The following is a 14,213-nucleotide window of genomic DNA, read 5'->3' on the forward strand; positions in this document are numbered from 1 at the left end:
CTTGTCACGATGCGCTATGGCGCGATCGCCTGATCTTCCTGTCGAGCACCATAGCAGCCGCAAGCCCGATGGATGCTGCCAGCGCGTCGACCACAAAGTCCTCCATGCGGGCATGCCGGCCCGGCGCCCAGAACTGCAGGATTTCGATCAGGCCGGTGTAAGCGATGACGAAGGCCGCCGTGTGCAACCGGTTGCGCGTGTGGGCCAATCCGAAGGCGAGCCCCAGCAGCACAAAGGCAAGCGCATGCTCCCCGTTCTGCCCGAGGTTTGAATGCGGCCGTTGTTCCGCCGGACCGAGCGTCGCGAAGGCGATTGCCGCGGTAAGGCCCCAGGCGAATAGTCGAAGGATGATCGTCATCGGAATGGCATAGCACGATTTCCGTGCCGGCCATCCCATGCACGTGAACTGGCAAGGCCTGTGGTTAATTGCCTTTCAGAGCGGCTCCCGTACGCCCATACCGTGCATGAAGCGCTCCCGGATCTGCACGGGATCGCGGCGGGTAGTGCCGACGCCTGGCTTGTCGTCGATGCGCACGCCGATCAACGCCGGGCCCGCGGCCGACATGGATCGCTCGATCAGGCGCTCGAAGTCCTCCTCGTCCGCCGCCCAGGCGCTGTTGGCGAGGCCGCTCGCGACCGCGATGGCGACGATGTCGGCCACGGCTGCAGCCGGCGTCGGTTGCGCGCCGGTGATCTGGTAGATGCCGTTGTCCATCACGATCACGGTGAGATTTCTGGGCGCCAATGTCGCGATCGTCGAGAGCGATCCCAGTTGCATCAACAGCGAGCCGTCGCCTTCGAGCGCGAATACGCGGCGTTCCGGTTGCGCGAGCGCCACGCCAAGCGCGATCGGGAAGGCGAGACCCATGCTGCCGAGCATGTAGAAATTCTGCGGCCGGTGGCCGGCGGCCCACAGGTCGAAATTGGTGTTGCCGATGCCGCCGATCACGGCTTCCTCGTTCTTCAACTTCGCAATCAGCCGCGAGGTGAGATCGAAGCGGTTCATGACCTTGGTGTTGCGGGCAGGGGTATCGCTGTTCATGAGATCGCTCACTTGTCGAAGACTTTGCCGCCGGTCAGAAGCGGCGAGAGGATCAGCGCCACCGGCGCCTGCGTGCTGATGGCCTGCTTGATCGAGCGGTCGACGATGAATTCCAGTTCGTCCAGTCGGGTAATGGTGTGATGCTCCATCGCGAGCGAGTCCAGCACTGGCCGCATGGTGCGGCACACCAGCGACTGGCCGTAGTTGAATTCGCCGAGCGTGCCGCGTTCGGACACGAACATGATCAGCGGGATTTGATAGGGCACGGCCAGCGACGCCAGCACGTTCGCGAGCGTTGCAAATCCCGAAGTCTGCATCAGCACTGCGCCACGCATGCCGGCCATCCAGGCGCCGGAGACGATGCCGACCGCTTCCTCTTCGCGTGCCGCGGGGAAGGTGGTGAAGAAGGGATCGGCGTGCAGGTTCCTGATCAGCGTCGTGAGGACGCGGTCGGGCACGTAGGGGATTAGGCGGATGTCGTTGCGCTTGAGACTTTGCAGCACGATACCGTGCCAGCTCTTCTCAGAGGTTTCGGGCGAGGTTTTTTCCTCTGCAACCGGCATTTTGCTCTCCTTTGCCCGCGACGTCTTTCGTTCGCGCTCATCCCTGGAGCGGCGAACTTGACGCCATCGGCGGGATTGTCAACATGTCCCGATCGTATCCGGCTCTGCGCCGCGCGGCGCTACACTCGGCATGCGATGATGTGAGATAAATAGGAAAAGATTTCGGGGAGGGGGCCATGGCTGGATATGTCCGGACTGCTGCAGACGCTGCGGCGCCGGTTGCATCGACGCCGCCCATCCTTCCGCCGAAACCTGTTTCCTGATCGGCTCCCGCCAAACCAGCTTTACGCCCCGCCCGAACCGAAAGTTGCCAAGGAAAATGACCGTCAACAACAAGCGCGTGTTCTATGTCAAATACCTCGCCCACGAGATCTACGTCGATATCATGAAAGCGCGTGCTGACGTGCGGCTCGACCGGCTGGAGAATGACAGCCCGGATACGATCGCAGCGCCGATCTTGTCGGCGGCGCATGCCTATCAGGTCGGCGCGGCGCGCGACGAGATCGCCAGGCATTTCCATGTCGATCAGGATCTGTTGCGGCGGGCGCCGAACCTCCTGATCGTCTCCTCGAACGGCGCGGGCTTCGATCCCGTCGACGTCGACGCCTGCACGGCGGCCGGCGTGCTCGTCGTCAACCAGTCCGGCGGCAACGCCAATTCGGTCGCCGAACATGCGCTGGGGATGATGCTGACGCTGTCCAAGCGCATCCTCGAATCCGACCGCGCGCTGCGCCGCCAGGCCAACGTCAACCGTAACGCGCTGATCGGCAACGAGGTGCAAGGCAAGACGGTCGGCATCGTCGGGATCGGCAATGTCGGCCGCCGTATCGCCGAGCTCTGCAACGGCCTGCTGCATATGAAGGTGATCGCTTACGATCCCTATCTGACCGCGGAAGAAATCGCCGCCCGCGGCGGCGAAAAGGTCGAGCTTCACGATCTGATGCGCCGTTCGGATTTCGTGTCGATCTCCTGCCCCCTGACCAAGGAGAATCGCCGCATGATCGGCGCCCGCGAGTTCGCGCTGATGCAACCGCACGCCTTCTTCATCACCACGGCGCGCGGCTTCATTCACGATGAGGAGGCGCTATACGAGGCGTTGCGCGACAAACGCATTGCGGGAGCCGGCCTCGATGTATGGGACAAGGAGCCGCCGCCGCCGGAGCACCCGCTGCTGCAGTTCGACAATGTGCTGGCGAGCCCGCACACGGCCGGAGTGACCAAGGAAGCGCGCATCAATATGGGCCGGATCGCCGCCGAACAGATTCTCGATGCGCTCGACGGCAGGCGGCCGCCGCGCATCGTCAATCCCGAGGTGTGGCCCGACTACGCCAAGCGCTTCGAACGGACGTTCGGGTTCGCGCCGAAATAGGCCATCACCTCCGCGAGGGAAGATCCACGATGGCCGAGCCGGCAGATCGCTTTTACGAGTCGCAGGGGCTGCGGTTGCATTATGTCGACTGGGGCAACGAAGCCGCGCCGCCCTTGATCCTGGTCCATGGCGGGCTCGATCATTGCCGCAACTGGGATGCGATAGCGCGGGACCTGCAGCCGCATTTCCATATCATGGCGCCGGACCTGCGCGGGCACGGCGATTCCGAATGGGCGAAGGGAAGTAGCTACAGCCTGACTGACAACGTCTATGACATGACCCGGCTGATGCGCTTTGCGGGGCTGCAGGACGCGGCGTTTGTCGGCCACTCGATGGGCGGCATGGTCGCATTGGCCTTTGCCGGTACCTATCCAGAGAGGGTCTCGCGTCTGGTGGTGCTGGACGGTGCTTTCCTGTCGGGCTCGCAGGCTGCGCCGATCCACGAGCAGATGTCGCGATGGATCGACCAGCTCGACCGTATCGCGGAGTATCAACCGAGCGCGTTCCGGACGGTCGAGGAGGCGGCGCAGCGGTTGTCCGCGCGCAACAAGCGGCTGACGCCGACACTGGCGCTGCATCTTGCCCGCCACGGTGTTCGCCAGGGCTCCGACGGCCTCTATCGCTGGAAGTTCGATCATTATCAGCGGGCGAGGGCACCATACCGGCTTTCGCCAGACAACTATGCCGCCCTGTGGTCACGCATCACCTGTCCGACCCTGTTGATGTGGGGCGATGAAAGTTTTCTCCCCGATCCCGCCGGCCTGCTCGCGCATTTCAATAGCGCCGAACTGCAGAAGATCGCGGGCGCTGGGCACTGGCTTCATCATGATCGGCTCGATGTGGTTCTGGCGTCGCTGCGACGGTTTCTTGATGCGCCGCAGCCGGCTCAAGCACGGTAAGATAGCGGAATCACCGGGCTCTGAGGTCAGAATCCGCGGAGAAAATTTCATCCGCCGGCGGGTCGATCGCGGCAATGATTCCACTGCCGGGCGGCCTCCCGACGAAGCGGGCGTTGCTATTTTCCCCGACATCTCGACTAGTTCGCGGCTTGAGACCATTTTCCCCGTGCGCCTTGCCCCCGGCGCACATGGAAGATGAAGAGATGCGACAGGTTCGTTCATTGCTGAGCAGCGCCTCCTCCCGGATCGGGCGCCGGCTTTCCCAGATCGTGGCCATTGCCGCCGCCAGCCTGCCGTCCGCCGGCGCGTGAGGCGCGGGCGTCCTTCACTGCTCCGAAATCACGTCTAACGCTGTCAGCGCCTGATCGAGGCGCTGGACGAGCAGGTCCTCAATAGCCCCGTTCACGGTCGATCGAGTGCGGCGGCCGGCGGCCGGCCCGTATCGCTTCCGCCGTCGCGCGAAACGTTGCGCCGATCGCTTCCACGCTCACCTCGCAGGCATCGTGTGGCGTGACGACGATGCGAGGATGCCGCCAGAACGGATGCCGCGGCGCCAGTGGCTCGGTTGCGAAGACGTCGAGCGCAGCGCCGGCCAATTGCCCTTCCTCCAGCGCGGCAAGCAGATCGGCCTCGACCAGATGTTCGCCGCGGCCGACCTGGATCAGGTAGCCGCCGCGATACATTCGGGCGAATGTCGTGCGGTTGAGAATGCCTTTTGTCTCCGGCGTCAGTGGCAGCAGGTTCACGAGGACCTCGGTCTGGCCGAGCATGGCTTCGAGGCCCGCGGCGCCGTCGAAGCCGCGGATGCCCTGCGGCGTCGGCTTCGCGGTCCGGCTCCACGCCATGACAGGGAAGCCAAGCAAGGCAAGATCGGCAGCGACACGGCGGCCGATTTCGCCAAAGCCCAAAATGCCGACCGGCACGTCCTGCGCCCGGCGCTGGCCGAGGCGCTGCCAGCGTTCCTCGCGCTGCTGCGCCTGATAGGTCGCAAAGCGCCGCTGATGCCCGATCACGTGCCAGGCAACAAAGCCCGACATCATCTGCGCCTGCGCCGGGTCGACGACACGGATAACGTCGACATCGGGGCGCAGGCTGGGACACGCCAAAATGTTGTCGACGCCGGCGCCGATCGAGCAGACGGCCTGCAGATTGGGATAGCGTTCGAATGCGTCATCCGGAGGATGCCAGGCCACCGCCAGCCGGATGTCAGTTGCCGGTCCCTCGTGCGGATGGCTGATGATTTCGATACGGTCGGCGGCGCGCATGAATTGCGGGCCGAGATAGCCGCGAAGATCGAGGCTCTTGCTAACCAGGACGCAGCGCATCGTTCGTGGCCCCGTTCATGCCGCCTTGGACGATGACGTCTGGCCAGGCACCGCCGAGAGCAGTTCGCGCGTGTAGGTGTGCTCGGGGGCCGCGAACAGCAGCGACGCGGATTTGAGTTCGACGATCGCGCCATGCTGCATTACGGCGATGCGGTCACAAATCTGCGCGGCCACGCGCAAATCGTGGGTGATGAACAGCATCGACAGACCGAGCCGGGCCTTCAAATCCTCCAGCAGGTCCAGCACCTGGGCCTGCACCGATACGTCGAGCGCGGAGACCGCTTCGTCGGCGACAAGGATTTCCGGGTCGAGCGCCAGCGCCCGCGCGATTCCAATGCGCTGGCGTTGCCCGCCGGAGAACTCATGCGGAAATCGTTCCATCGCGCCGGCGTTGAGGCCGACGAGGCCAAGCAGTTCACCGGCACGTTTTCGCGCGGCCGCCGGATCGACGCCATGCGCAATCGGCCCATCCGTGATGATGTTGCCGACTTTCCGGCGCGGATTGAGCGAGGCGAACGGATCCTGAAACACCATCTGGATGCGGCGGCGCTGCTCGCGCAGCGCCTTGCCGCTGATGCGGGTGAGATCGACATCGCCGATGCGGACGGTGCCGGCGTCGGGCTCGATCAGGCGCATCACGAGCCGCGCCACCGAGGATTTTCCAGAACCGGATTCGCCGACTAGGCCGAGTGTCTCGCCGCGGACGATGTCGAAGCTGACTTCTTTTGCCGCCTCTACGCGCCGTTCGGCGCGGAACCATCCGCCGCCGCTGACATAGGTCTTGCCGAGCCCGATCACTTCCACCGCCTTATTGCGATCGGGCAGGGGCGTCCGCTGCGGCGGCTGCAGGGTTGGAACGGCGGCGAGCAATGCGCGGGTATAGGGATGTTGCGCGCGGAGCAGCACGTCGTCGGCAGCGCCCTGTTCGACGACCTTGCCGTGCTGAAGCACGACCACGCGATCGGCAATCTCGGCGACGACGCCAAAATCATGGGTGATGAACATGACGGCCATGTTGCGGCGGCGCTGCAGGTCGCGGATCAGCTTGAGGATCTGCGCCTGCGTCGTGACGTCGAGCGCCGTCGTCGGTTCGTCGGCCACCAGCACGGCCGGCTCTAGTGCCAATGCCATGGCAATCATGGCCCGCTGGCGCTGGCCGCCGGACAGTTGATGGGGATAGGCGCGCACCGCGCGCTCGGGATCGGGAAGGCCGACTTCGCGGATCAAGGCGAGGGCTTTCTGCTGCCGCTCCTTCGGCGTCAGTAGGCCATGCGCCTCGAACATCTCGGCGATCTGCTCGCCGATGCGCATCAATGGATTGAGCGCCGTCATCGGCTCCTGGAACACCATCGCGATGCCGCGGCCGCGGAACGCCAGCCATTCCGCCCGGCTGAGCGACAAGAGGTTCCTTCCCTCGAACAGAATCTCTCCGGATTCTGCCGTCAACGTATCCGGCAGCAGCCCCATCAGCGCGTGGGCGCACATCGATTTGCCGGAGCCGGATTCACCGACCACGCAGAGGATTTTTCCGGCGGTGAGATCGAACGAAACGTCGTCCACGGCGTGGGCACGGTCACCGCCCGGCGGCAGCGCCAGCTTCAAGTTCTTGACGACGAGGGTCATGCTCAGCGTCCTCCCTTGGCGAGGCGAGGGTTGAGCGCGTCGTTGAGGCCTTCGCCGATCAGGTTCAGCGCCAGCACCGAAACCAGAATGGCGATGCCGGGGAATACCGTGATCCACCAGGCCTGACGGATCACGGTGCGGCCGGCGCCGACCATGTAGCCCCACGACATCAGGTTGGGGTCGCCGAGACCGAGAAAGGAGAGCGAGGACTCGAGCAGGATCGCGGTCGCGACCATCAGCGAAGCCAGCACGATGACGGGCGACAGCGCGTTGGGCAGGATCTCGCGCCAGATGATCCACCAGTTGGTCTGGCCGGTCACGACCGCCGCCTGGACGTATTCGCGCGTGCGCAACGACAGCACCTCGCCGCGCACCAGCCGTGCCACCGGCGGCCAGCTCACGATGGCAATGGCGGCCACGATCGAGACGATGGACGGTTGCATGATCGCGACGAGCACGATCGCCAGCGCAAAGCTCGGAACGGTCTGGAAGAACTCGGTGAACCGCATCAGGGCATCGTCGATCTTGCCGCCGAAATATCCGGCCATCGCGCCGAGCGGAATGCCGACCGCGAGCGAGGCCAGCGTCGAGATCAGTCCGACCAGCAGCGAGACGCGCGCACCGTAGATGATGCCGGCCATCACGTCGCGGCCGAGCGCATCGGTGCCGAGCGGAAAGTTGGCCAGCGTGAACGGCGGCAGGAACGGCCGCTGCACCATGCGCCACGGCGAGGTCGGAAACAGCAGCGGGCCAATCAGGGCGACAGTCACCGCAACGATGAGGATCGTGATGCCGATCATGCCGCCGGGATTGCGCAACAGCATTCGCGAAACCTGTTTCATGCGGCGAACTCGATGCGGGGATCGACGGAGCGATAGACGAGGTCCGTGATCAGGTTGAAGGCCAGCACCATGGCCGAGCAGACGACGAAGACGCCGAGCAACAGATTATAGTCGCGCTGCAGCAGCGCCTCGTACATCAGGCGGCCGATGCCGGGCCAGGCGAACACGGTTTCAGTCAGTACGGCGCCGCCGACCAGAGTGCCAGCCTGCAGGCCGGCCAGGGTGACGACCGGCAACAGCGCGTTGCGCAGCACGTGACGGCGCTGGATCACGGCATCCGACAGTCCCTTGGCGCGCGCGGTCTTGACGAAGTCGAGCCGGCTAACCTCCAGCATCGAGGCGCGCGTCATGCGGACGTAGGTCGCCATGAAGAACAGCCCGATCGTCGTCGCCGGCAGGATCAGATGGGCGGCGACGTCGAGGACATGCGCAAGGCCGGTGTAGCCTGCGCCGACCGTCTCATAACCAAAACTCGGCAGCCAATCCATCGTGACCGAAAACAACAGAATCGCCATCAACGCGACCCAGAACAGCGGCGTGGCGTAGAAGATCAGCGCCGCGATCGTAATCGCGGTGTCGGCCCAGGTGCCGGCAAAGCGCGCCGCCAATGCGCCGAACAGGATGCCGAACGCGAGCGAGATCGCGAACGCGGTGCCCGTCAGCAACAGCGTCGCCGGCAGGCGATCGAGGATCAGCTTCGAGACCGGCATCTGCTGGCGGAACGAAAATCCGAGATCGAGGCTGACGATGCCCTTGACATAGAGAAATAGTTGCACCGGTAGCGGCTGATCGAGGCCGAACTTCTCGCGGAGCTGGGCGATGAAGAGCTGGTCGCCCGCGCCGGCTTCGCCCGCCATCACCACCGCCGGATCGCCCGGCGCCATCCGGATCAGGAAGAAGTTCATGACGACAAGCGCGAGAAGAACGACGATAGCTTTCGCGATCCGCTGGGCGATGAAGGAGATCATGGGCTGTCGCTGGCGTTGGAGACGCGGTGTTCGGGCGTCAGGATTGAACCCTGACACCCGATGAGGCGGCGATTACTTCTCGATCCAGGCGTCGCGGAAACCGTCGTTGACGCCGATGCCGGTCGTGATCAGGTTCTTGACGCTGCAGCGGGTGATGGTCGGAAATTGCAGTTCGAGCATCCATGCCACCGGCACGTCCTCGACGAGGATCTTCTGCGCCTTGGCGTAAATCTCCTCGCGCGCCGCGTCGGGGAAGGCGACCGCGCCGTCGGCGAACAGCTTGTCGATCTCGGGGTTCGAATAGCCTTCGACATTGTTGAACGGCGACCCCTTGGCGATCTGGCTCGAGACATAGTTGCGGCCAACGCCGAGCGCGGGATCGCCGTACTGGTAGAGATAAGTGAACGCGATATCGTAGTCCCACTCGGAGACTTTCTGGTTCCAGCCGGGGACGTCGGTCGCGATCATCTCGACGTTGATCCCGACGTCCTGCAGGTTCTGGCGGACCATCTCGGCCCAGCGCTGCCACGTCTCGCCATAGGGCAGGGGCAGCATGCGAACCTTCTCACCCTTGTAGCCGGCTTCCTTGAGCAGGGCCTTCGCCTTGGCCGGATCGTAGTCGTATTTCGGCACCGCGTTGGTGTAGTACTTGATCGCCGAGCCCGACGGACCGGTCGCGATCTTGCCGAGGCCGTTCCAGACCACGTCCTTGGCCATGTTGCGATCGATCGCAAACATTAGCGCCTGGCGGAATTTCTTGTTCGCGGTGGGGCCGGAGCGGTTGTTGAGCCAGAGCCAGGAATGCGGGCTGAAGAATTCCCAGCCGGCGCCGGTGACGCAAGTGTTCTTCAACTTGCTCAAGCGCGGCACGTCGAAATTCTCCACCGAGCCGCCCGGCAGCACGTCGACCTTGCCGGTCTCGTAAGCGACCGAACGTGCGGCGGCGTCCGGAATCACGTGCCAGTAGATCTCGTCGATGTTGGGCTTGCCCTTGACGTGGTAGCTCGGATTCTTGACGAGGCGGATGAACGAGCCCTTCTGCCATTCCCTAAACATGAAGGGGCCGGTGCCGACGGGGGTGTTGTTGGCCGGATTGGTCTTGAAATCGGTGCCTTCATAGAGGTGCTTCGGGATCATCGGCAGCGAGCCGACTTCGAAGATGCCGATGAACGGGCCGAACGGCTGCTTCAGGGTGAAGACGACGGTGGATTCGTCCGGCGCTTCCACTTTTTCGAGTTGCGCAAGATTGCCGCGTGCGCGCGCGTGCGTCTGCTTCAGGAACTCGATCGAGAACAGCACGTCGGCCGAGGTGAACGGCTTGCCGTCATGCCAGGTCACGCCCTTCACGAGCTTGAACGTGTAGACCTTGCCGTCCTCGCTGACCGACCAGCTTTCGGCGAGGCCGGGCAGGGGATCGAGCTTGGGGCTGTAGCGGAGCAGGCCTTCGTAGACATTGCCGGCCACCATCTGCGTCGGGCCGTTCTGCACCAGACCCATCATCAGGCTTGGCGGCTCAGGCTGGATCACGGCGTTGATCACGCCGCCTGCTTTCGGCCCCTCGGCCGCCGCCGCGGTGCTCAGCATGCACATCGCAGCAAAGCTCACCAAAATCTTACGCTTGGACATCGCAAACCTCGTTTCAAGAAAGGGTTTTTGGCGCTCTCACTTCGGCGAGGGCGGGTCTGTCAGTTGGCAAAGTCGGGATCGGTCCGCTCGAGCATCCGCTTGAAGGCCGCCCATTCGTTGTCGGGCACGCCATTTGTTTCGATCGCGTCGTAGAAGCTTGCGTATTGGCCGGCCGTCTTGCGGGCGACGGCTGCGGATAGCTCGATGATCTCAGCGCCCGATGACTGGATTGCCAGTTGGGCGCGGCAGGAGCGCTCCAGATTGTGCATCAGCTTGAAGGCCTCGGCGACGGAGCGCCCGCAGGTCAGCAGGCCGTGATTGCGCAACACCATTACGAACTTGTCGCCGAGATCGGCGACCAGGCGCGATCGCTCGTCGAGATCGAGCGCGATGCCTTCATAGTCGTGATAGGCGAGGCAATCAGTAAACTGCAGCGACCATTGATTAAGCGGCAGCAGCCCCTGCTTCTGGCAGGCAACGGCGATGCCCGCAACCGTGTGCGTGTGCAGGACGCAGATCGCATCATGCCGCGCGGAGTGGATCGCACTGTGAATCGTAAAGCCTGCCGGGTTGATGCCGAGCTCCATGGGGTCATCGATGACGTTCCCGTCGAGATCGACCGTCACCAGGTTGGACGCCGTCACTTCCTCGAAACGCAGGCCGTAGGGGTTGATGAGAAAGCGGTCTTGCCGGCCCGGAAGGCGGACGGAGATGTGGGTGTAGATGCTGTCGTCGAGACCGAGCCGGTGAATCAGCCGGTAGGCCGCCGCGAGGTCGATCCGGATTTGCAGGGTCTGGTCATCTACCGCCGGCCAGGCCTTCGCGGTGTGGTGGGCTGCGCTTGTCATTTCCGCCTTATCCATTTTTCAACTTTTTCAGCTTGCGTGCGGCGCAGCATCTGGGCAAGATTAAAGTGTCGACAATCGACGATTAAAAAATAACCACGGACTGGCGCGGGTTTAGCCGATGCGGCCTATGTCTCTTCCGGTTGGATTACCGGCACTTGCGGACAGCGATCTGGTCGGCCAGATCGCTAGAATTTTGATGCAGGCCATCGTTCAGGGGCGGCTGCCTCCTGGTTCCAAGGTGGTGGAGGCAGGGGTTGCCCGGGAATTAGGCGTCAGCCGCGCGCCGGTGCGCGAAGCGGCGCGCCTTCTGGAGAAACAGGGGCTGCTGGTCGCGAGCCCGCGCCGCGGCTTTTTCGTCCGCAAGCTCGAAATCAGAAACATCGACGAGATCTACGATCTGCGTCTGTGCATCGAACGCCATGCCAGCGTGCTGGCGGCGAAGCGCCTCTCTCCGGAGTCGCGAGATATGTTGCGCCGGCAAATCGATGTTCTGCACCGGACCGCCGATCTCGACGATCCCGCCCGGCAGGTGGAAGAGGATTATCGCTTTCACCGGCTGATTTTTGAAATCGCGGATAACCGCCGCCTGCTGCGGCTGTTCGATGATCTCGCAGCAGAGCTGCGCATGGTCATCGGCCTGATCGGCCGCCTCTATGACGACCCGCACGAGATCGCGAGGACCCACGAGCCGCTGCTGGCGGCGATCGAAGCCGGTCATCCCGAGCGCATCACGGCGCATGTCGACTACCATATCGGTCACGCCTGGCGCGAAGTCGGCAGGCTGGTGCGAGAGCTCACGCCGCCGCTCGGCAATCCCACTGAGCCGAGCAGCATCCTGTTTCCAACCAACGGAGTGTCCGTGTGAAGGCCGTCTACACCGAACTGCATCGAAGCCACGATCCGCAATTCTTCCTGGTGCGGGGCGTCATCAAACGCACCACCGAGCAGCCCGAGCGTGCCGACCGGTTGCTGGCGGGGCTTAAGGCCGGCAAGCACAGCCTCGTCGAGCCGACGGTGTTCGGCCAGGGGCCGCGGGCGCGCGTTCACAGCGCGGAATACCTGCGTTTTCTGGAGGAAGCCTGGGACGCCTGGGTTGCGCTCGGCGATTCCGGCTCGGAGATGATCGCCAACATCCACCCGGTTCGCTACGGCGCCACATACCCAACCCATATCGTCGGCCGCCTCGGCTGGCACGCGGCGGATACGGCAGCTCCGATCGGCAAGGGCACTTACGCCGCCGCTTGTGCCGCCACCGATGTTGCCACGACCGCGGCGCAACTCGTCATGGACAGCGAAGACGCTGTCTATGCGCTGTGCCGGCCGCCGGGCCATCACGCCTATGCCGACATGTCGGGCGGCTTCTGTTTCTTCAACAACAGCGCGGTGGCAGCGGCGCAGCTTCGGCTGCAGCATGAGCGCGTCGCAATCCTCGATGTCGACGTGCATCACGGCAACGGCACGCAGGGCATCTTCTACGAGCGCTCCGACGTGTTGACGGTGTCGATCCATGCCGACCCCGTCTTCTTCTATCCCTTCGTGTGGGGATATGCGCATGAGCGCGGTGCCGGTCCGGGCCTCGGCGCTAATCTGAACATCCCGCTGCCGAAGGGCACCGGGGATGACGATTACATCAAGGCGCTCGGCGACGCCGAAAAAACCATCCGCGCGTTTGCGCCCGGCGCGCTGGTGGTGGCCCTCGGCCTCGATGCCTCCGAGCACGATCCGCTCGCCGGTCTTGCGGTGACCACCGCCGGCTTCCGCCGCATCGGCGCCGCGATCGCGCGGCTCGGCCTGCCGACGGTTTTCGTCCAGGAAGGCGGTTATCTCTCGGATATTCTCGGCGCCAATCTCACCGCTGTGCTCGGCGGCTTCGAGGAGGCGCGTTAGGGCGTGATGAAGTTGTCGATGTAATCCGTCACCCTGAGAGGTGACAGAGACAATTATCGACATTGGCCTGCGGCCGGTTTACGCTTCGGAAGCGCGACGCAGAGAGGAGAGATCGCAATGCTCTATGCCTTGCTGGCTCTCATGGCACCGCTCTGGAGCAGATCTCGGGATCGGACGGCCGCGCAACGCGAGGCAACCGATGCATCTGTCTCGCGCCTTCTGGTGTTGGTTGCCACCGTTCTTTTCGTGGTGCTGTCGATTCTCATGGTCGACCTATATCGCGACGAATTGCATGCGCTCGGCTTTGCTGGCGGCGCAGAGCGGATCGACGCGATCTTTATGAGCCCGTGAGCTGCCGGGCTGCGACTATTCGATGACGATGCGCGGCGGTGGCCGGTGCGCCGCGCCGGTTACGATCGCGGTCCAGACTTCACGCGCAATACTCACATATTGCTTGGCGTGAACGCCGTCGGGCTCGACGGCGACGATCGGTCGGCCATCGTCGGAGGTCTGGCGAATCTGCATATCCAGCGGTATCTCGCCGAGATAGGGAACGCCGCGGCGTTCGGCTTCCGCTCGCGCGCCGCCGTGGCCGAAGATCGGCGTGACGTGGTTGCAGGTCGGGCAGCAGAAGCTCGACATGTTCTCGATCAGGCCCAGGATCGGAATGCTCACCTTCTGAAACATGGCGATGCCGCGCCGCGCGTCGATCAGCGCGAGGTCCTGTGGCGTCGAGACGATGATCGCGCCGGCGAGCGGCGCCTGTTGCGCCATGGTGAGCTGCGCGTCGCCGGTGCCGGGCGGCAGGTCGACGACGAGGATATCGAGGTCGCCCCATGCGACTTCGCGCAGCATCTGCGTGATCGCCGAGATCACCATCGGCCCGCGCCAGATCATGGCGTTGTCTTCCTCGACCAGAAAGCCGATCGACATCACCTTGACGCCGAACCGCTCCAGCGGCTCCAGCATGCGCGGGCCGAGTTGGCGCGGCTTGCCGCGCAGTCCGAACAGTTTTTGTTGCGACGGACCGTAGATGTCGGCATCGAGAATGCCGGTCTTCAGTCCGAGCGCCGCGAAGCCGAGCGCGAGATTGCACGAGGTGGTGGATTTGCCGACGCCGCCCTTGCCGGAGGCGACGGCGATGACGTGCTTGACGCCGGGAATGCCGGCGGCCTTTGACGTCGCGCGGGCCTTGAGATCTGAAGAGGTGGCGGACACTGG

16 protein-coding genes are annotated in these 14,213 nt (G+C 64.0%); 5 read left to right on the forward strand and 11 right to left on the reverse strand.

Annotation, left to right across the window (positions count from 1 at the left end):
* Positions 1-4: 4 nt before the first annotated feature.
* From V1290_RS31635 to V1290_RS31645, 3 genes are all read right to left on the reverse strand, one after another.
* The gene (locus V1290_RS31635; protein ID WP_334367987.1) at positions 5-358 is read right to left on the reverse strand and encodes a VanZ family protein; all 354 of its coding nucleotides are present in this window, start codon (positions 356-358) and stop codon (positions 5-7) included.
* 75 nt (positions 359-433) lie between these two features.
* On the reverse strand, positions 434-1,042 hold the full coding sequence (locus V1290_RS31640; protein ID WP_334367988.1) for a thiamine pyrophosphate-dependent enzyme: 609 nt from the start codon (positions 1,040-1,042) through the stop codon (positions 434-436).
* A gap of 8 nt (positions 1,043-1,050) precedes the next feature.
* Complete coding sequence (locus V1290_RS31645) at positions 1,051-1,605, reverse strand: decarboxylase (RefSeq protein WP_334367989.1); 555 nt, start codon at positions 1,603-1,605, stop codon at positions 1,051-1,053.
* A gap of 319 nt (positions 1,606-1,924) precedes the next feature.
* Here V1290_RS31645 and V1290_RS31650 point away from each other — a divergent pair, with 319 nt between their 5' ends.
* Positions 1,925-2,974 (forward strand): hydroxyacid dehydrogenase, encoded by a 1,050-nt coding sequence (locus V1290_RS31650; RefSeq protein WP_334367990.1) that lies wholly within the window; start codon positions 1,925-1,927, stop codon positions 2,972-2,974.
* A gap of 29 nt (positions 2,975-3,003) precedes the next feature.
* Positions 3,004-3,873: an alpha/beta fold hydrolase gene (locus V1290_RS31655; RefSeq protein ID WP_334367991.1), complete on the forward strand. Its 870-nt coding sequence runs from the start codon at positions 3,004-3,006 to the stop codon at positions 3,871-3,873.
* Positions 3,874-3,883: 10 nt separating this feature from the next.
* Here V1290_RS31655 and V1290_RS31660 read toward each other — a convergent pair whose 3' ends face one another.
* The 7 genes from V1290_RS31660 to V1290_RS31690 all read right to left on the reverse strand — a co-directional run bounded on the left by V1290_RS31660 (position 3,884) and on the right by V1290_RS31690 (position 11,105).
* Complete coding sequence (locus tag V1290_RS31660; RefSeq protein WP_334367992.1) at positions 3,884-4,150, reverse strand: hypothetical protein; 267 nt, start codon at positions 4,148-4,150, stop codon at positions 3,884-3,886.
* 112 nt (positions 4,151-4,262) lie between these two features.
* Complete coding sequence (locus V1290_RS31665; protein ID WP_334367993.1) at positions 4,263-5,198, reverse strand: 2-hydroxyacid dehydrogenase; 936 nt, start codon at positions 5,196-5,198, stop codon at positions 4,263-4,265.
* Between the two features lie 15 nt (positions 5,199-5,213).
* Complete coding sequence (locus V1290_RS31670) at positions 5,214-6,821, reverse strand: ABC transporter ATP-binding protein (protein WP_334367994.1); 1,608 nt, start codon at positions 6,819-6,821, stop codon at positions 5,214-5,216.
* Between the two features lie 2 nt (positions 6,822-6,823).
* Complete coding sequence (locus tag V1290_RS31675) at positions 6,824-7,663, reverse strand: ABC transporter permease (RefSeq protein ID WP_334367995.1); 840 nt, start codon at positions 7,661-7,663, stop codon at positions 6,824-6,826.
* The gene (locus V1290_RS31680) at positions 7,660-8,631 is read right to left on the reverse strand and encodes an ABC transporter permease (protein WP_334367996.1); all 972 of its coding nucleotides are present in this window, start codon (positions 8,629-8,631) and stop codon (positions 7,660-7,662) included. Before V1290_RS31680 ends, V1290_RS31675 begins: the two co-directional genes overlap by 4 nt.
* Before the next feature lie 72 nt (positions 8,632-8,703).
* Positions 8,704-10,221, reverse strand: a complete 1,518-nt coding sequence (locus tag V1290_RS31685; RefSeq protein ID WP_442895091.1) for an ABC transporter substrate-binding protein — start codon at positions 10,219-10,221, stop codon at positions 8,704-8,706.
* Between the two features lie 95 nt (positions 10,222-10,316).
* Positions 10,317-11,105: a class II aldolase/adducin family protein gene (locus V1290_RS31690; protein WP_334367998.1), complete on the reverse strand. Its 789-nt coding sequence runs from the start codon at positions 11,103-11,105 to the stop codon at positions 10,317-10,319.
* A 127-nt stretch (positions 11,106-11,232) separates the two neighbouring features.
* On the opposite strand from V1290_RS31690, the gene V1290_RS31695 reads away from it, so the two are divergent.
* From V1290_RS31695 to V1290_RS31705, 3 genes are all read left to right on the forward strand, one after another.
* Positions 11,233-11,970 (forward strand): GntR family transcriptional regulator, encoded by a 738-nt coding sequence (locus V1290_RS31695; protein ID WP_334367999.1) that lies wholly within the window; start codon positions 11,233-11,235, stop codon positions 11,968-11,970.
* Positions 11,967-12,992, forward strand: a complete 1,026-nt coding sequence (locus V1290_RS31700) for a histone deacetylase family protein (protein WP_334368000.1) — start codon at positions 11,967-11,969, stop codon at positions 12,990-12,992. Before V1290_RS31695 ends, V1290_RS31700 begins: the two co-directional genes overlap by 4 nt.
* 117 nt (positions 12,993-13,109) lie before the next feature.
* Positions 13,110-13,343 carry a hypothetical protein gene (locus V1290_RS31705; RefSeq protein WP_334368001.1) on the forward strand — a complete coding sequence of 78 codons (234 nt, stop codon included), beginning with the start codon at positions 13,110-13,112 and terminating at the stop codon, positions 13,341-13,343.
* A gap of 15 nt (positions 13,344-13,358) precedes the next feature.
* Here the strand turns inward: V1290_RS31705 and V1290_RS31710 are convergent, their stop codons facing one another.
* On the reverse strand, positions 13,359-14,210 hold the full coding sequence (locus V1290_RS31710) for an Mrp/NBP35 family ATP-binding protein (RefSeq protein WP_442893723.1): 852 nt from the start codon (positions 14,208-14,210) through the stop codon (positions 13,359-13,361).
* Positions 14,211-14,213: the final 3 nt, after the last annotated feature.

The organism is Bradyrhizobium sp. AZCC 1578 (assembly GCF_036924675.1).
Lineage (GTDB): Bacteria > Pseudomonadota > Alphaproteobacteria > Rhizobiales > Xanthobacteraceae > Bradyrhizobium.